This window comes from Ruegeria marisflavi (assembly GCF_025673445.1).
Classification (GTDB): Bacteria; Pseudomonadota; Alphaproteobacteria; order Rhodobacterales; family Rhodobacteraceae; genus Ruegeria_B; species Ruegeria_B marisflavi.
This window is the reverse complement of sequence record NZ_JAOVQN010000034.1, coordinates 1-17,645: the sequence shown is the minus strand read 5'-3', so window position 1 is coordinate 17,645 and position 17,645 is coordinate 1. Positions and strand designations below refer to the sequence as shown.

Genomic DNA, 17,645 nt, shown 5'->3' with positions numbered 1-17,645 from the left:
CCGCGACAAATTTGACGCAGGGGCACCCAGTGAACCCGTCATGGTGAAGCCTATACGCTTGGGCCCGGTTTCGCTAGAACTGCGTGGTAAGGAACTCGTTCCATTCCCAAGCCGAGGTTTTGACAATGAAGACGCTGAAAGACCTGGTCCTTGCCCTGATCAATGCGACACTGATCCTGGTGGCGCTGTGTCTGTTCCTGGCCTGGCAACTGATGTCCACGGTGGATGGGATCACCGACCGCCTGACGGAGAGCATCCGGATCTTTGCCCCGGTGCGCGACGAGGTTGCGGGCCTAAGGGCCGAGGTATCGGGTTTGCGCGCCGACATCACCGCCATGGGTACGCAAGGCGTGCCGATGACCCGGGTCGAGGCACGGCTGGATGCGATGGGAGCGCGGCTGGATGACATGCAGGCCCGGATGGACGAACTGGCCGCCCTGCCCGACCGGCTGATCGACACGGCCATTGAAACGGCCGCGGACAAATTCGCCCGCAGCCTGTCTGCCGTCAGGGGGTGTGAACCCGTTTCCTGACCGGATCAGCCCGCGGCGGCCTGCAACCGGCGCACAGTCGCACCATATCCGCCGTTGTCGACATAAGCGTTTTCCTGATCCGTGCTGTGCCGTTTCAGGGCATGATTGCGATAAGGGAAGCGGCCGAACTGGCGGATCACCTCGCGATGAGCGCGGGCGTGCAGTAGGTTGGATGGCCCAGACGCAGGCATCCGCTCGCACATCAGGCGCACACAGCGTTCCTGATCGCACAGGTTCTCGGAATGCATCAGCGGCAGATAGAAGAATTGTCGTGCCGGTTCGTCGATCTTCATGTCCCAGCCCTTGTCCACCGCGCATTTGGCCGCCATTAGCGCCGCGCGATCCGTGGTGAAAGCCCGGCCGGAGCCGCGAAACATGTTGCGGGGGAACTGGTCGGTGAGGATGATGTAGGCCAAAACACCGCTGGGATAGGTGAGCCAAAGCGAGAACCGGCCTTCGGACGCCGCCTCCCAAGTGGTCAGGAAGTTTGCCCGGATACGTGCGTCCAGCTCTTCGTCCTGAATGTACCATCCATCCGGACCAACCTCGTCCAGCCAGAACTTCAGAATGTCTTCGGGGCCGACCATAAGTCTGTCTCCACCCTCCATTTTTATCCCCAGCCTCCTGTGGATTAAACGACACTTTACAGTTTTGTTACAGTAAAGTTTTGCAACATAACGACATGAAACAAGGGGAAAATGCCGATTATTGCGACTCTGAGCCGCTTTGAGTGGCCTCATGCGCGGCTTCTTGCGCGAGTTCCACGGCCACCGGAGAGGCGGTTGGATACATATAGGCGACGCTGCCGGTTTCCTCGATCGGGGTCGATGCGCGCTGGGTTGCCCGGTAGGCGGCATAGGCAGCGGTTGCGAACATCAGTGCCGCGATGAAGATGAAGAAACCGGGAGGACCAAACACGCCGTCCGACATCATCCAGCCGGTGGTGACCGGTCCAGCGATAGCGCCCAGACCGTTGATGAACACCAGCCCGCCTGAAGCCGCCGGCATGTCGTCATAGTCGAGATAGTCGTTGGTATAGGCGATCAGCAGCGAATAGAGCGGGTTGGACAGGCCGCCGATAATCAGCGCCGCGAGCAAAAGCAACTCGTACTTCTCGCCCATGATCGCGCCCAGCATCGCGCCACCACCACCGATCAGCGCCACGAACAGGATCAGCACCCGCCGGTCCATCCGGTCGGACAGCCAGCCCAGAGGGTATTGGACAAACAGCGCGCCGACGTAAAAAGTGGCAATAAAGATCGACAGTTGGGTCAAGCTCAGCCCCACTTTGGCGGCATAGACCGCGCTCATCCCGAATTGGGCCGAGAACACGCCGCCAAGCAGAAGCATCCCGACGCAACCGAGCGGCGAGGTCTTCATCAACGCCTTGAGGCTCATCGGTTTGGTACTGTCAAAGGCCGGGGTCGGAGAAATCGACAGCAGGATCGGCCCGAAGGAGATCGACACCAGGATCGAGGCGATGATGAACGCCTCGTACCCGCCGGGATCGCCCACCTGGATCAGGCCCTGCGCCACGATGATACCGGTCACCTGCACGATCATGTAGAGCGACAGCGCCTTGCCGCGGTTGGAATTGTCGGCGGCGTTGTTCAGCCAGCTTTCGGCGGTGACATAGACGCCTGAGAAGCAAAAGCCGATGATGACCCGCCCTAGCATCCATGCATAGGTGTCGGGCAGCGCGGGATACATGATCATGACCGCAGAAATGAACGAGGCCAGCGCCGCAAAGACACGCACATGCCCGACCCGGCGGATCATCTCGGGCGCCATGCGCGAACCGCCGAGAAAGCCGACGAAATAGGCCGACATGACAAGCGACATCTCGAAGGTCGAGAACCCCTCGATCTCGCCTCGGACGCCCAGCAACGTGCCTTGCAGGCCGTTGCCGACCATCAAAAAGCCGATCCCCAGAAGCAGCGCCCATGCGCTGGAAAGAACCTGAAGCATAAATCGTGACCTTCGATGGAAAGGAGGGGGAGCTGTAAGAGAAAATGGCCGCAGCGGGCCGGGTCTGTCCACGCCAAAAGCGGCGGGGTTGCATCCGTTACCGTCTAGCCCGGCAACAACAGGGACGCGTCCCCGTAGGAAAAGAAGCGATACTTGTTCTTGACCGCATGCGCATAGATGCGGCGGATGCGCTCTGGCCCCATCAGCGCCGAGACCAGCATCAGAAGCGTCGATTTTGGCAGGTGAAAGTTGGTCATCAGCCCGTCGGTGACCCGGAACTGGAACCCCGGATAGATGAAAATGTCGGTCTCGCCTTCCCATGGGGCGATGGCGCCGCCGCGCGCGGCGCTTTCGATGAGGCGCAGCGCGGTGGTGCCGACCGGGATCACCCGGCCGCCTGCGGCCTTGGTCGCGGCGATCTCGGCTGCGGCCTCGGGGCTGACCCGACCCCATTCGGCGTGCATTCTGTGGGTGGTGACGTCCTCAACTTTGACCGGCAGAAAGGTGCCCGCGCCCACATGCAGGGTAACATGGGTGAAACTCACGCCGTGAGCGGCAAGCGCAGCCAACAGCGGTTCATCGAAATGCAAGGAAGCGGTTGGGGCGGCAACAGCGCCGGAATGACGGGCCCAGACCGTCTGGTAATCGGTCTTGTCCTGGGCGTCGGCGGGACGTTTGGCGGCGATATAGGGCGGCAGCGGCATGGCGCCCGCCTCGGCCAGGGCGGCGTCGAAATCCTCGCCCGCGAGGTTGAAGCGCAGATAGGCCTGACCATCGGCGATGCGGTCCGCAGTGGCGGACAGGTCAGCGGAAAAGGTGATCACCTCGCCCGGGTGCAGTTTCCGCAGCGGTTTGACCAGCGCGGCCCAGGTGCTGTCGGCCTGGGGCTCCAAAAGCGTGACCTCGATCCGGGCCGAGACCTCGCCCTGCGCACTCTGCCGGGTACGGCTGCCGCTTAGGCGAGCGGGGATCACCCGGGTGTCGTTCAGCACCATCCGGTCACCGGGGCGGAGCCAGGCGGTCAGATCAGACACGATGGAATCGGTGATCGTATCTCCCTCAGCCACCAGCAGACGCGCCGAAGATCGCGGCCGGACCGGCCGCGTCGCGATCAGCCCTTCGGGCAGGTCAAAATCGAAATCGCTCAGTTTCATGGCCCGCGCCTATAGAGCGCGCCAGCGGCTTTGACCACAGGCAAAGTGATCAGCGGTCGCCACCAGGCGAGGATGGGCGCGGTTTCGCTTCTACCGGTGGCGGCGGGGTCTCGCCCGGCGCGACCGGGGCCTGCGGGGCCGGCGCGCGGATCACATCGCGCAGAAAGCCCGGCGCCAAGCCCGACAGCGGGTTCACAAAGACCTGCGGATTCTCCATCGAGCCTGTCAACGTGTAGTTGAAGCCGATCAATCCCTCGCCCTTACGGGTCAGCACGCTACCGATCCCGTTGACAAGGTAGATCGGGGAAATTGCACCACGCAGGTCCAGCGTGCCGCGTTCCGTATCGACGACCCCATTCATCGACAGGCCGATCGAGGGGCCAACGGCGCTGCCTTCCAGTACCGTAAGGGTCGTCGGGCTGAGCCGCATCCGTCCCTCGATCTCGCTGAACAGGATGCCTTGTCCGGACATTTCATCCAAGAGGCCGACAAGGCTCATTGCGTTCAGAAGCGCCGCCATGGCGGGCGCGTCCTTGATCCGGGTGCTGCGCACGCGCAACTGGCCATCGTAGTTGCCTGAATCGCCGACCGGATCGAGCGACAACTGAAAGCTGCCGCCATGGGCCTGGCTGATGATACCGGCGGCCCGGAAAACCTGACCCGCGTCGGCGGAGCGCAGGACCATGCCGCTGCGGGTGCCGCGCGCGATCATCTGACCTTCGAGATCGGCAGATCCGTTCAGCTTGCCGACAAAGCCGCCCGCCAGTCCGCCGGTGGTGGTGAATGTGCCCCGCATGCCGGTCAGCGCCATCGTATCGGTGACCTGAAGCCGGTCGAGCGACACGTTGAGCGCTGGTCCTGCGCCTGCCCCGCCGCTGCCAGAGGTCTCGCCGAAGGTCGCGGCGCGCAGATCCATGCGTCCGCCCAGAACGGCGATGTCAGGCGCCCGTCCGGCCCGCCCGATCAGGTCGACCGGCACGGCAAGCCAGTCGGCCAGTTCAAAGGTGGTGAACTGCGCCTTGTCAAAGCTGCGGTCCTCGCGGAAGCTGACAGCGCCCCGCGCTCGCAGACCGGCCGCGTCGATCTCCAACCTGTCGACCCTGCCCCCCGCACCAAGTGTTGCACCAATTACGAGCCGCCCTGTTGTCGCTTCGGGTTTGGCCCAGCCCAGTTCGGGAAGTGACAGGCGCACGCCCTGAAGATCCGATTGCGCCTCGAGCCGCAGCGGCTGACCGCCACCGATGCCAAGCGTGAACTGCGCCGATCCGGCCCCGGTCACCATGCCGTCGGGCAGACCCAGTCGTTGTTCACTCACCAGCGCGGGGGAGAGTTCGATACTGCCGCTTACCTCGCTTCGAGCAGACTCGCCCTGGGCCAGGGGCTGGCGCCAGCGCACCTTGGCCGGAACCGAGCCGAATTGTCCCTCGCCCCGGAGCGCGATCTGGTGCTGGTTGCCGGTCAGTTCCAGCTGCTTTGCAGAAACCACTGTCCCCGGCACCAGATCGGTGCTGCGAACCTCGTCAATGGTACCGGCAAGGTGGAAGTCCATATCGCCCAGCTTGACCCCGTCGCGCAACGGCAGGGCCAGGGTACCGGCCAGATTGGCCCGTCCCTCGGCGATGGTTATCGGCAGATTGGCCTTGTCCATGATGCTGAGCGGCGCACGGTTCAACAGCGACAGCGCCGCTGTCACCGAGCCATTGGCGGTGATCCTGGCAATGCCCGGCGCCGACTTGCGGATACCGATATCGGGAATGATGAACGAGGTGCCGCTAGCGTCGATGGCGCCGCCTTCTTCCGGCAGGATCTGGCCCGCGTCGGCGGTCACGGCAAAACGGCCGCCCAACAGGCTGGCCTGTCCGCGCGCATTGACCAGCGGCGGCAAAGTCTTGGCAAAGCGGATCTCGGCTTCGGCGAAATCGAAATCGGCATAGAGGTCGGGCGGCGCGCCGGGCCTGAGCCTGAGGGCCAGATCGAGATCGCTGAGTTCGGCTGTCCGCAGGTTCTCGACCACCCATTCACGCGGCTTGGGCGCGGCCCTCTCCGGCCAGTAACCCAACACCTGTGCGGGCGTGATGGCGTCTAGCTGAGCGTCAAGCGCAAGCTGCCAGCCGTCCGGATCGGCCGCCAGATCGCTGCGCACCAGCAAGGTGCGGCCGTCATCGATCACGTTCATCCGGCCCACCTGCACCCGGAACGGATTGAGCCGCATCTGAAAGTCGATCTCGGCCCGATCCAGGTCCAGGGGCGCGTCAAAGACATTTGCCGGGTTCACCCGCAGGCCCGACAGGCTGAACTGCGCCACCAGCCGGTCCAGCCGCCCCTGATCGAGCCCATCGAGATACGCGTCGCCTTCGGCCCTGGCCGCCCCCCAGGCGCTGTCGACCGAGATCTCGGCAAAGGTCAGTTTCTGCGCCGCCGGAAGGTAGGTGAAATAGGTGCGCGCGGTGTTGAAGGGGATCGGCTTGGTATTGGGGTTGGGTTGCACCACACCGGCGCCGATATGCAGGGTCGCCGAGATCGGCGAGAGGCTGCCATCCTCGCCGATGCCGCCGCGCACAGATCCGGAAATCGGCGCATCCAGAACCTGGAGCCAGGCCAGCGCCGGGGCCTGGGCCGCGATGTCCGATGCGGCCACATCGGTCACCGAAACGCCGAAACTGGCGCTCGGCTTGCCCAGGGTCGAGCTGTAGTTCGCCTCAACCCGGCTGGCGTAGGCCCGGCCGCTGAGCACCGAGAACTCGGTCGCCATGCGCATCGCGTCACTGTTGCGCGTGACCAGCACCTGGCCGCCATCGAGCGTCCAGGCCCGGCCCTGTTGCAGATCCTCGTATTCCATGGCCAGCGAGGTCACCTCGATCGAGGTGAGGGCCTGGAGCGCGGGATTGAGGAACACGCCGTCGAGCGTTTCCAGCACCTGCGCCAGTGTCGGGGCCTGTTCGACCGCCGCCTGGCCACCGCCCAGCGACAGGGTGAAGCGCCCCTCGGCGTCGCGGCGCAGGTTTGCGTAGGCGCCGCTGAGCGCGATCCGTTTCGGCTGCACCTGCCCGCGCAGCAGCGGGCGCATGGCGAGGCTCGCCTCGGCATCGCTGAGCCGGGCGATCACGCGGCCTTCGGTGTCCGACAGTTCGACATCGCGCAGGTGCAGACGCGGGCGCCATCCCTTGTTGATGACAAAGGACACGTCACCGAACCGGACCTGTTTGTTGCCGAGCAGCATGTTCAGCCGCGCTTCGACCCGCGCCTTGACCCAGGGCGGCGGCTGCAAGGTCTGGCCCGGGACCATAAGCGCCGAAAACGCGGCCAGAAACACCAGCAGAAGCGTGCCGCGCATCGCCCAAACAAGCGTGACCCGCCGCTTGCTGCGGCGCGGTTTCTCCGGGGTTTTCCGGCCTGATTTGGGTTCGGTGTCTTTCAACTTTCCTGCCGCGACCTATTATGCGCGCAACATATCCATGAAACCCTTAGCGGAGTTTTCCTATGCCCGACATTTCCGATAACGCCCCCGATTTCACGCTGCCCCGGGACGGCGGCGGCGAGATCAGCCTGTCCGGCCTGCGCGGTGGCGCGGTTGTAGTGTTCTTCTATCCCCGTGACGATACCCCGGGATGCACCAAGGAATCCATCGGCTTTTCCGACCATTTGCAAGCCTTTGCCGAGGCGGGTGCAACGGTGCTGGGCATCTCCAAGGATACCGTCGCCAAGCATGACAAATTCGTGGCCAAGCACGGGCTGACCACCGCGATGCTGTCGGATGCTGACAGCGATACCTGCGAGCGGTACGGGGTCTGGGTTGAAAAGAACATGTACGGCAAGAAATCCATGGGGATCGAGCGGTCGACCTTTCTGATCGACGCCGAGGGGCGCATCGCCCGGATCTGGCGCAAGGTCAAGGTCGACGGTCATGTGGCCGAGGTTCTGGACGCGGTCAAAGCGCTGTGAGCCTGACGTTGACCGAAATGGCGGTGGAGGTCCTGTCCACCGCCGACGGGCGTGCCAAGACCGCGCTGTCGCGCCGCCATGCCAGCGCGTGGTTCGCCGCGCGCCGCGGCGAGAGTGAACCGATTGCGGTGGGCACGGCCAACCCACCCCTGCATCCCGCCCGGCCCGATCGGCCCGAATTGCTCAGCCCCCGCGACGTGCCGCGCCGTCGGCCGGGGTCCGAGGCGGGGCGCATCGCGCTGTTGCATGCGGTGGCGCATATCGAACTGAACGCGGTCGATCTGCACTGGGATATCGTGGCGCGGTTCGGCCATGTACCGATGCCGATCGGGTTTTATGACGACTGGGTGAAATGCGCGGATGAGGAATCCAAGCATTTCAACATGGTCTGCGAAGTTCTTGAGAGCATCGGGAGTCATTATGGCGCGCTGCCCGCCCATGCCGGCATGTGGCGCGCGGCCGAGGATACGGCCGAGGATCTGATGGGGCGCCTCGCAGTGGTGCCCATGGTGCTGGAGGCGCGCGGTCTGGATGTGACACCGGGCATGATCGAGATCTTTCGCAAGGCGGGGCTGTCCCAGGCGGTGGCGGCGCTGGAGGTGATCTATGCCGAGGAAGTGGGCCACGTGGCCTATGGTTCGAAATGGTTCCATTTCCTCTGCGGGCGCGAGAACGCCGACCCAAAGGATGTGTTTCACGACCTGGTGCGGCGCTATTTCCATGGCGCCCTGAAGCCCCCGTTCAACGAGGAAAAACGCGCCGAAGCGGGCCTGCCGCCCGATTTCTACTGGCCTCTGGCCGAGGAGACCCCGGCACGGGACCGGCCCGTCTGATCCCGTCGCCGGGTTCGATCGGCGGATTTTTGCCAAAAAATCAAGCAGCCCCGTGCCGTTTTCGCCCAACCGGTAAACAATCTTGCCCGATCCGCCCGAACCGCTTATGCACTCGGGCCAAGGCCCGGCTCCTCTCAGCCGGACGGGTCTTGTACGGGGACAACAAGGGATGGGCTGGTGCGGACACGTCTGGCGATCAAGATACACGCGTTTCTGGAACAGCGGTTTCCGGAACGCAGGGTTTTTCTGAAATCCGACAGTGATACGCGGTTCATCCGGCTCAAATCAGAAACTCAGATCGTCGCCTTTGCCGGGGCGACTGTGTTTGTCGCCTGGACCATCGTGGCCACCGCGATCCTGATGATGGACAGCATCGGGTCGGGCAATTTCCGCGAACAGGCGAAACGAGACCAGGCCACCTATCAGGAACGGCTGAACGCGATCTCGGCCGAGCGGGACGCCCGCGCCGAAGAGGCGGTGGCCGCGCAGCGCCGGTTCAACGCCGCATTGGCGCAGATCTCGGTGATGCAGTCGGAACTGCTGGAGTCCGAAACCCGGCGGCGCGAGCTGGAAACCGGGATCGAGGTGATCCAGACCACCCTTCGCGCGACGATGAAACAACGCGAGGCCGCGCGCGAAGCACTGGCGGTCCTGAAGGAAGAGACCGGAGAGAACGGCGCAGTGCACCTGGCAGCGAGCGAGTTGCCAGCGCAGATGACATTCATAGCCCAAGCGCTTGAGCGCACCGCCCAGCAACGGGATCAGATCCATTCCGACGCGCAATCAGCGCTGGCGGCCCGAGCGGAGCTGGAGCTGGAAATCAAGCTGATGCAGGAGCGCAACGACCAGATTTTCCGCCAGCTGGAAGAGGCGATGACGGTTTCGGTCGAACCGCTGGACAAGATGTTCCGCGCGGCCGGCATGCCGACCGACAGCATCCTGGAACAGGTCCGGCGCGGCTATAGCGGCCAGGGCGGGCCGCTCACCCCTTTGTCCTTTTCCACCCGGGGTGAAGAACCCTCGGCGGACGAGATTCGCGCCAACAACCTGTTGCAGCAGATGGATCAACTGAACCTCTATCGGATTGCGGCGGAGCGCGCGCCCTTTGCCAACCCGGTCCGGGCCGCCGTGCGATTCACCAGCGGCTACGGTTATCGGCGCGATCCCAAGACCGGCGGCAAACGGATGCACAACGGGTCGGATTTTGCAGGGAAACATGGCACCGACATCTATGCCACCGCAGACGGCGTGGTCGTGCATGCGGGTTGGGAATCAGGTTTTGGCAAACTGGTCAGGATCCAGCATGATTTTGGAATCGAGACGCTCTACGCCCATAATTCACAGATCCGCGTGAAGGTCGGTCAAAGGGTCTCGCGCGGGGATCATATTGCTGATATGGGTAGCACCGGACGGTCCACCGGTACCCACCTTCATTACGAGGTGCATGTCAACGGACGACCTGTTAACCCCATGACTTACATCAAGGCTGCACGCAATGTTTTCTAAGAGCAAAATCAACGAGCCCGCCCCCAAGGCACCCGAGGCGGTAAAACCCGCCACTTCCACGGCACCCGCTGCGCCCGCTCCGAGCGATTTCAAGGCGGCCGCGCCCAAGCCGAAGCCGCCGGCGTCCGTTTTGTCCTCGGATTTGCATATCACCGGCAACATCAAGACCAGCGGCGATATCCAGGTCGAAGGCTCGGTCGAGGGCGATATCCGGGCCCATCTGCTGACCATCGGCGAAACCGCGACCATCAAGGGCGAAGTGACCGCCGATGACGTGGTGATCAACGGCCGCATCGTGGGCCGCGTGCGGGGGCTGAAGGTGCGCCTAACATCGACCGCAAGGGTCGAGGGTGACATCATCCACAAGACCATAGCCATCGAAAGCGGTGCCCATTTCGAAGGTTCGGTGCAGCGTCAGGATGACCCACTGAACCCCGGTCGCGCGGCCAAGCCCGCTGCCAACCCGGCAGCGACAGCCCCTGCAGCAAAACCCGAAGGCGTCTGAAGCCAAAACGGCCAGCCAGTCTAACAGGGACAGTGATGCGCCGCGGAATGCTTTCCGCGGCGCTTCTTTTGCCAGTGTCTGCGTCTCAGTCGCTCGATGCCGAGGTTACTGAGTTACCGACACTTTCTTCATGATATCCGGCTGGCCAATCACCGACCCGTTCGGGCCGGTGCCGCGTTTGATCGCGTCGACCACTTCCATGCCACCGGTAACCTTGCCGACAACGGTATACTGGCCATCCAGAAACGGACCGGGGGCAAACATGATGAAAAACTGCGAGTTGGCGCTGTTGGGATCCTGCGCCCGCGCCATTCCCACAATGCCCCGTTCGTAAGTGAGGTTCGAGAACTCGGCCGGCAGATCGGGGCGGTCAGATCCGCCGCGCCCAGCCAGCCGCATGTCGCCTCCGAGACGTCCGTACTGGACATCGCCGGTCTGGGCCATGAACCCGTCGATCACCCGGTGAAACACGACTCCGTCGTATTTTCCCTCGGCGGCAAGCGCGGTGATCTGCTCCACATGCTTGGGAGCAACGTCCTCGAAAAGGTCGATGGTGACCGTGCCTTTCGCCTCACCCTCGACCTCGATCTTGAGACCGGTGGCTGCGGCCGGGACGGCCATCAGCGCCAGAAGGGCGGCGAGCTTATACATCCGCGGCCACCTTGACGCTGATCATGCGATCGGGGTTTGCAGGGGGTTCGCCCTTGGTGATGGCATCGACATGCTCCATGCCCGAGATCACCCGGCCATAGACGGTGTACTGGCCGTTCAGGAAATGGTTGTCCTTGAAGTTGATGAAGAACTGGCTGTTGGCCGAGTTCGGGTTGGCCGAACGCGCGGCGCCCAGCGTGCCCCGGTCATGCGGCAGTTTGGAAAACTCGGCCGGCAGGTTCGGCAGCGACGAACCGCCGGTACCGGCCATGCGGATATTGAACCCGTCTTCCATGTCACCGTTGGCAACATCGCCGGTCTGGGCCATGAAGCCGTCGATCACCCGGTGAAAGCAGACATTGTCATACTCGCCAGCGCGGGCCAGTTCCTTCATCCGCTCGGAATGCTTGGGCGCCACATCGGGCAGCAGCTCGATCACCACATTGCCGTCCTTCAGCTCGATGATGATGGTGTTTTCGGGATCCTTGATTTCGGCCATCGGGCCCTCCTGTCACGTTGATTGCCGGGAACCTAACCATCACGCGCGCAATCGACAAGGCGCGCCATTGACGGGCGCGCGCAATCGGGTAGAGAAACGCCTAGCATTTGATCAGGGAGAGTGCGGAATATGGGCTGGAAGACACTCGACGACATGGACCTGAACGGCAAGCGCGTGCTGGTGCGGGTCGATATCAACGTGCCGATCGTGGACGGAGTGGTGACCGACTCGACCCGGATCCGTCGTTTGATGCCAACAGTGCGCGACATCATCGCCGCAGGCGGCCGCCCCATCCTGCTGGCGCATTTCGGCCGCCCGGGCGGCGAGCGGCGCAAGAACCTGTCGCTGAACCAACTGGTCCCGACGCTGGAGCGCGCCTTTGGCACCAAGGTGCTGTTCGCTGACGATTGCGTCGGCCCCGCCGCCGAGGAGGCCGCCGAAGCGCTGCAACCGGGCGAGGTTCTGCTGCTGGAAAACACCCGGTTTCATGCCGAGGAGACCAAGAACGACCCGGCGCTGGCCGCTGGCATGGCAAGGCTGGGTGACATTTTCTGTAACGATGCGTTCTCTGCCGCTCACCGCGCCCACAGCTCGACCGAGGCGATCGCGCGCCTTTTGCCCTCTTGCGCCGGACGTTTGATGCAGGCCGAGTTGGAAGCGCTTGAAAAGGCGTTGGGCAAGCCCAAGCGCCCGGTCACTGCGGTTGTCGGTGGCGCTAAGGTGTCGACCAAATTAGAACTATTGGGCAACCTGATCGAGAAAGTCGATTACCTGGTGATCGGCGGTGGCATGGCGAACACCTTCCTGGTAGCCAAAGGCCATTCTGTAGGTAAGTCGCTGGCCGAGCGGATCATGAAAGACACTGCGGCCGAGATCTTGACCAAGGCCGAGGCGGCGGGCTGCACCATCGTCCTACCGAGTGATGTGGTGGTGGCCAAGAAATTCGAAAGCCACGCCCCCCACGAAGTATTGCCCGCGGATCGCTGCCCAGAAGACGGCATGATCCTCGACGCGGGCCCCGAGAGCCTAACCGCCATAAAGGCAATTTTTGAGAAGAGCCGCACAGTGATCTGGAACGGGCCGTTGGGCGCATTCGAACTGGAGCCTTTTGACGCTGCGACCAATGCCGCCGCGCTGAAGGCTGCTGCGCTGACGCGCGCCGGCAAGCTGGTCTCGGTGGCCGGCGGCGGCGATACAGTGGCTGCTCTAAATGCCAGCGGCGCAGCGGGTGACTTCACCTATATTTCGACAGCTGGCGGCGCCTTCCTCGAGTGGATGGAAGGCAAGACTTTGCCCGGCGTTTCCGCCTTGCTGTCCTGACCTGATCACTTTGATCTTCCGCAAAAGGGCGGCCTATACGGGTGTGCCCAAATGGAAAGGATTTGGGGATTCACAAGGCGAATCACCTATGCCATAGTGGCATCAGGCGCCCAAAAGAGGCGTTCCAAAGGCAAATCAAGCGGCAGGTACATCGAGTGTCCCGTTCCACCAGACCCAGTTTTGGCGCACTGATCTTTTTCGCAGTTTCCTTTGCGCTGGGGACGTATTTCACCTTCGCAGCGGTGCAGGGCGACTTCGGCCTTTTCCGGCGCGTCGAAATTGCGGCGGAACGGGACATGCTGTCGCGCAAGCTGACGGAACTTCAAGGTCAAATTGACCAGATGGAGAACCTCACTCAGCGCCTCTCCGACGATTACCTCGATCTTGATCTGTTAGACGAACAGGCCCGCTCGGTTCTGGGGCTGTTGCGTTCAGACGAAATCGTCATCCGCTGAGGCCGAGCCCAGGATTTCACGGAAATCCTGTAGCAAAATCTTCGTTGAAGATTTTGGGCGCGCGGTGGCAGATTTCCCCCGCGTCATATTATCTCTCGCCATGAGCACTCAAATGCTTTATTAAATAGTTTAATGCTAAACTATCTTGCCGCAAGGGGGAGACCGCAGTGACGACCGCCAAAAAGACGCCAAGAAAATCAAATATTTCGGCTGACGAGCTGAAACACTATTACCGCGAAATGCTACTGATCCGCCGATTCGAGGAAAAGGCCGGCCAATTGTATGGCATGGGGCTGATCGGCGGTTTCTGCCACCTCTACATCGGCCAAGAGGCTGTTGTCGTCGGGCTCGAAGCTGCGACCGAAGAGGGCGACAAGCGTATCACCTCCTACCGCGATCACGGCCACATGCTGGCCTGCGGCATGGATCCGGGCGGCGTGATGGCCGAACTGACCGGCCGCATCGGCGGGCTCAGCAAGGGCAAGGGCGGCTCGATGCACATGTTCTCGAAAGAGAAACATTTCTATGGCGGCCATGGCATCGTCGGCGCGCAGGTGCCGCTGGGCGCGGGCTTGGCCTTTGCCGACAAGTATCTGGACAACGGCCGCGTCACCTTCGCGTATTTCGGCGATGGTGCCGCTAACCAGGGCCAAGTCTATGAAACCTTCAACATGGCCGCCCTGTGGAAGTTGCCGGTGATCTTCGTCATCGAGAACAACCAATATGCCATGGGCACCGCCCAGAAACGCTCGACCTCCTCGCCCGACATCTATACGCGCGGCGAAGCCTTCGGCATCCCCGGCGAAACTGTCGATGGCATGAACGTGCTGTCGGTGAAAGAGGCCGGGGAAAAGGCCGTGGCCCACTGCCGCGCTGGCAAGGGCCCCTATATCCTCGAGGTCAAGACCTATCGCTATCGCGGCCACTCGATGTCGGACCCGGCCAAGTACCGGACCCGCGAAGAGGTGCAGAAAGTGCGCGAACAGAGCGACCCGATCGAGATGGTGCGCGAGATGCTGCTCAGCGGCAAACACGCCACCGAGGATGACCTGAAGGCGATCGACAAGGAGATCAAGGAGATCGTCAACCAGGCCGCCGAATTCTCGAAAGAAAGCCCCGAGCCGTCCGTGGACGAGCTCTGGACCGATATCTACGCCTGAGAGGACATCACGACATGGCAACCGAAATTCTGATGCCCGCCCTGTCTCCGACCATGGAGGAAGGCACCCTGGCCAAATGGCTGGTCAAGGAAGGCGACACCGTATCCTCGGGCGATATCCTGGCCGAGATTGAAACCGACAAGGCGACTATGGAGTTCGAGGCGGTCGACGAAGGGATCGTCGGCAAGATTCTGATCGCCGAAGGCACCGAAGGCGTCAAGGTCAACACCCCGATCGCCATCCTGGTGGAAGAGGGCGAAAGCGTCGAGGCGGTAACAGCGGCCGCACCCGCGGCTGCCGCGGGCAACGAGGCGGCCTCCGCAGGAGGCTCCGAGGCGCCCGCAGCCCCTGCCCCCGCTGCGGCTCCCGCCGCCCCCAAGGTGGACCTGTCACCCGACTGGCCCGCCGACGCGCCGATGAAAACCCAGACCGTGCGCGAAGCGCTGCGCGACGCTATGGCCGAAGAGATGCGCGCCGACGAGGCGGTCTATCTGATGGGCGAGGAAGTTGCCGAATACCAGGGCGCCTACAAGATCTCCCAGGGCATGCTGGACGAGTTCGGCTCCAAACGCGTGATCGATACGCCAATCACCGAGCACGGCTTTGCCGGGATCGCAGTCGGCTCCGCCTTTGGTGGGCTCAAGCCCATCGTCGAATTCATGACCTTCAACTTCGCCATGCAGGCGATCGACCATATTATCAACTCGGCTGCCAAGACGCTCTACATGTCCGGCGGCCAGATGGGCTGTCCCATCGTGTTCCGTGGCCCCAACGGCGCCGCGGCCCGCGTGGGTGCCCAGCACAGCCAGGACTATGCCGCCTGGTACATGCAGATTCCCGGCCTCAAGGTGGCGATGCCCTATTCGGCCGCCGATTACAAAGGCCTGATGAAATCGGCGATCCGCGATCCGAACCCGGTGATCTTCCTGGAAAACGAAATCCTCTATGGCCGCAGTTTCGATGTGCCGCAGGTCGATGACCTGGTGGTGCCCTTCGGCAAGGCACGGATCTGGCGCGAGGGCACCGATGTAACCATCGTCAGCTTCGGCATCGGCATGCAATACGCGCTCGAGGCCGCCGAGCGGCTGGCCGCTGACGGCATCAGCGCCGAGGTTATCGACCTGCGCACCCTGCGCCCGATGGACCTGCCGACCGTGATCGCCTCGGTGATGAAGACCAACCGTCTGGTCACCGTCGAGGAAGGCTGGCCGCAGGGCTGCGTCGGCAGTTACATCGCCTCCGAGGTGATGCAACAGGCGTTCGACTATCTCGACGCGCCTATCATCACCTGCACGGGCAAGGACGTACCGATGCCCTATGCCGCGAACCTGGAAAAACTGGCGCTGGTCACCACCGATGAAGTGGTCGCAGCCGTCAAACAAGTGACCTATCGGTAAGGAGCGACAGAAATGCCCACCGAAATTCTGATGCCCGCCCTCTCTCCCACCATGGAGGAAGGCACGCTCGCCAAATGGCTGGTCAAGGAAGGCGATAGCGTCTCCTCCGGAGATCTGCTGGCCGAGATCGAAACCGACAAGGCGACGATGGAGTTCGAAGCCGTCGACGAAGGCATCGTCGGCAAGATCCTGGTGCCCGAGGGCACCGAAGGGGTCAAGGTCAACACCCCCATCGCGGTCCTGCTGGACGAGGGCGAAAGCGCGGGCGATATCGCCAGCACGTCCAAGGCTGCCCCGGCCACCACAGCTGGCAACCAGGCCGCCCCTGCGGCGTCCGAGGCGCCCGCAGCGGCGCCCACCCCCGCCCCGGCCGCGCCCAAGGGTGGCGACGGCGGCCGAGTCTTTGCCTCGCCACTGGCGCGCCGGATCGCTGCTGAAAAGGGGCTCGATCTGTCGCAAATCGCGGGCTCCGGCCCACATGGCCGCATCGTCAAGGCGGATGTGATCGGGGCCACCGCCCCGGCGACGGCCCCTGCCCCCGCTGTCGCCGCCTCTGCCCCGGCTACCGCTGCCGCAGCGCCCACCGCAGCGCCCAGCGGCCCCAGCGCCGACATGGTCGCCCGCATGTACGAAGGCCGCGCGTACGAAGAGGTCAAGCTCGACGGCATGCGCAAGACCATCGCTGCGCGGCTGTCCGAGGCCAAGCAGACGATCCCGCATTTCTACCTGCGCCGCGATATCAAGCTGGATGCGCTGATGAAGTTCCGCGCCCAGCTGAACAAGCAGCTCGAAGGGCGCGGCGTCAAGCTGAGCGTCAACGACTTCATCATCAAGGCGGTCGCCAATGCGCTGCAACAGGTGCCCGACTGCAACGCGGTCTGGGCAGGTGACCGGGTGCTGAAGCTGAAGCCTTCGGACGTGGCCGTTGCCGTCGCCATCGAGGGCGGGTTGTTCACACCGGTGCTGAAGGACGCCGACATGAAATCGCTCTCGGCGCTGTCGACCGAGATGAAGGACCTGGCCGCCCGGGCCCGCGACCGCAAGCTGGCACCGCAGGAATACCAGGGCGGCACATTCGCCATCTCGAACCTGGGCATGTTCGGCATCGACAATTTCGACGCCATCGTGAACCCGCCGCATGCAGGTATCCTGGCGGTGGGCACTGGGGTCAAGAAACCGGTGGTCGGTGCCGACGGCGAGTTGACCGTGGCCACAGTGATGTCGGTGACCATGTCGGTCGATCACCGGGTGATCGACGGCGCGCTCGGCGCACAGCTGTTGCAGGCTATCGTCGACAACCTGGAAAACCCGATGGTGATGCTGGCCTGATGGGCCGCCATTGTGAAACAAACAAAGCCCCGGTTCACGACCGGGGCTTTTCGTTTGCTGTACAGCTGCTGGTTTCGATTGGCTGCTTCGTGCCCATGACCGATGTTCGGCCAGCAGATGCAGCAATCGACGCGCGGTCTGCGCGGCTTTTCTCGCTGGCTCACTCGACTGCGCTGCTGGTGCCCAAGTCTGAAATTGGATCTCCTGTGAACACTTTCTGATGCTGCTCGTAGACTTTGTTGAAAACGACTGAATCATAGGTGGCGTCGTATTCCGTGAAGTTGTCCAAGAGAAAATTGGCGCACCAGACGTAATATTCTAGGGTCTGTTGAGATTCAGGATTCCCATCTGGTCTAGGTTCTGATTCAAACTCCCAAAAGGGAGGTCTGAATG

General features: G+C 62.9%; 17 protein-coding genes. 10 read left to right on the top strand and 7 right to left on the bottom strand.

What is annotated here, in order from left to right; genetic code table 11:
* The first annotated feature begins 125 nt into the window (after positions 1-125).
* Positions 126-533: a hypothetical protein gene (locus OEZ49_RS21345; RefSeq protein ID WP_263390185.1), complete on the top strand. Its 408-nt coding sequence runs from the start codon at positions 126-128 to the stop codon at positions 531-533.
* Positions 534-538: 5 nt separating this feature from the next.
* Here OEZ49_RS21345 and OEZ49_RS21340 read toward each other — a convergent pair whose 3' ends face one another.
* The 4 genes from OEZ49_RS21340 to OEZ49_RS21325 form a co-directional block, all read right to left on the bottom strand.
* Positions 539-1,120, bottom strand: a complete 582-nt coding sequence (locus OEZ49_RS21340; RefSeq protein WP_263390184.1) for a DUF924 family protein — start codon at positions 1,118-1,120, stop codon at positions 539-541.
* A 118-nt stretch (positions 1,121-1,238) separates the two neighbouring features.
* Positions 1,239-2,501: an MFS transporter gene (locus tag OEZ49_RS21335; RefSeq protein ID WP_397545693.1), complete on the bottom strand. Its 1,263-nt coding sequence runs from the start codon at positions 2,499-2,501 to the stop codon at positions 1,239-1,241.
* 104 nt (positions 2,502-2,605) lie between these two features.
* Positions 2,606-3,655 carry a tRNA preQ1(34) S-adenosylmethionine ribosyltransferase-isomerase QueA gene (gene queA, locus OEZ49_RS21330; protein WP_263390182.1) on the bottom strand — a complete coding sequence of 350 codons (1,050 nt, stop codon included), beginning with the start codon at positions 3,653-3,655 and terminating at the stop codon, positions 2,606-2,608.
* A 49-nt stretch (positions 3,656-3,704) separates the two neighbouring features.
* Positions 3,705-7,073, bottom strand: coding sequence for a YhdP family protein (locus tag OEZ49_RS21325; RefSeq protein WP_263390181.1), 3,369 nt, complete (start codon positions 7,071-7,073; stop codon positions 3,705-3,707).
* Positions 7,074-7,135: 62 nt separating this feature from the next.
* On the opposite strand from OEZ49_RS21325, the gene OEZ49_RS21320 reads away from it, so the two are divergent.
* The 4 genes from OEZ49_RS21320 (at position 7,136) to OEZ49_RS21305 (ending at position 10,441) form a co-directional block, all read left to right on the top strand.
* Positions 7,136-7,597 carry a peroxiredoxin gene (locus tag OEZ49_RS21320; RefSeq protein WP_263390180.1) on the top strand — a complete coding sequence of 154 codons (462 nt, stop codon included), beginning with the start codon at positions 7,136-7,138 and terminating at the stop codon, positions 7,595-7,597.
* 17 nt (positions 7,598-7,614) lie between these two features.
* A complete protein-coding gene (locus tag OEZ49_RS21315; RefSeq protein ID WP_263390206.1) occupies positions 7,615-8,430 on the top strand; it encodes a ferritin-like domain-containing protein in 816 nt (271 codons plus the stop codon).
* Between the two features lie 177 nt (positions 8,431-8,607).
* Entirely contained in the window at positions 8,608-9,936 is a 1,329-nt protein-coding gene (locus OEZ49_RS21310) for a M23 family metallopeptidase (protein ID WP_263390179.1), read from the top strand.
* Positions 9,926-10,441, top strand: coding sequence for a bactofilin family protein (locus OEZ49_RS21305; RefSeq protein ID WP_263390178.1), 516 nt, complete (start codon positions 9,926-9,928; stop codon positions 10,439-10,441). Before OEZ49_RS21310 ends, OEZ49_RS21305 begins: the two co-directional genes overlap by 11 nt.
* A gap of 105 nt (positions 10,442-10,546) precedes the next feature.
* Here the strand turns inward: OEZ49_RS21305 and OEZ49_RS21300 are convergent, their stop codons facing one another.
* Both OEZ49_RS21300 and OEZ49_RS21295 read right to left on the bottom strand, forming a co-directional pair.
* Positions 10,547-11,092: a peptidylprolyl isomerase gene (locus OEZ49_RS21300; RefSeq protein WP_263390177.1), complete on the bottom strand. Its 546-nt coding sequence runs from the start codon at positions 11,090-11,092 to the stop codon at positions 10,547-10,549.
* A complete protein-coding gene (locus OEZ49_RS21295) occupies positions 11,085-11,591 on the bottom strand; it encodes a peptidylprolyl isomerase (protein ID WP_164132587.1) in 507 nt (168 codons plus the stop codon). Before OEZ49_RS21295 ends, OEZ49_RS21300 begins: the two co-directional genes overlap by 8 nt.
* Before the next feature lie 129 nt (positions 11,592-11,720).
* Here OEZ49_RS21295 and OEZ49_RS21290 point away from each other — a divergent pair, with 129 nt between their 5' ends.
* The 5 genes from OEZ49_RS21290 to OEZ49_RS21270 all read left to right on the top strand — a co-directional run bounded on the left by OEZ49_RS21290 (position 11,721) and on the right by OEZ49_RS21270 (position 17,252).
* On the top strand, positions 11,721-12,911 hold the full coding sequence (locus OEZ49_RS21290) for a phosphoglycerate kinase (protein WP_263390176.1): 1,191 nt from the start codon (positions 11,721-11,723) through the stop codon (positions 12,909-12,911).
* A gap of 155 nt (positions 12,912-13,066) precedes the next feature.
* Entirely contained in the window at positions 13,067-13,366 is a 300-nt protein-coding gene (locus OEZ49_RS21285) for an FtsB family cell division protein (RefSeq protein WP_263390175.1), read from the top strand.
* A 167-nt stretch (positions 13,367-13,533) separates the two neighbouring features.
* Entirely contained in the window at positions 13,534-14,526 is a 993-nt protein-coding gene (gene pdhA / locus OEZ49_RS21280; RefSeq protein WP_164132592.1) for a pyruvate dehydrogenase (acetyl-transferring) E1 component subunit alpha, read from the top strand.
* Between the two features lie 14 nt (positions 14,527-14,540).
* Positions 14,541-15,923 (top strand): pyruvate dehydrogenase complex E1 component subunit beta, encoded by a 1,383-nt coding sequence (locus OEZ49_RS21275; protein ID WP_263390174.1) that lies wholly within the window; start codon positions 14,541-14,543, stop codon positions 15,921-15,923.
* A gap of 12 nt (positions 15,924-15,935) precedes the next feature.
* Positions 15,936-17,252, top strand: coding sequence for a pyruvate dehydrogenase complex dihydrolipoamide acetyltransferase (locus OEZ49_RS21270; protein ID WP_263390173.1), 1,317 nt, complete (start codon positions 15,936-15,938; stop codon positions 17,250-17,252).
* Between the two features lie 160 nt (positions 17,253-17,412).
* On the opposite strand, the gene OEZ49_RS21265 is transcribed toward OEZ49_RS21270, so the two are convergent.
* The coding region (locus OEZ49_RS21265) for a hypothetical protein (protein WP_263390172.1) at positions 17,413-17,645 on the bottom strand (233 nt) is incomplete at its 5' end.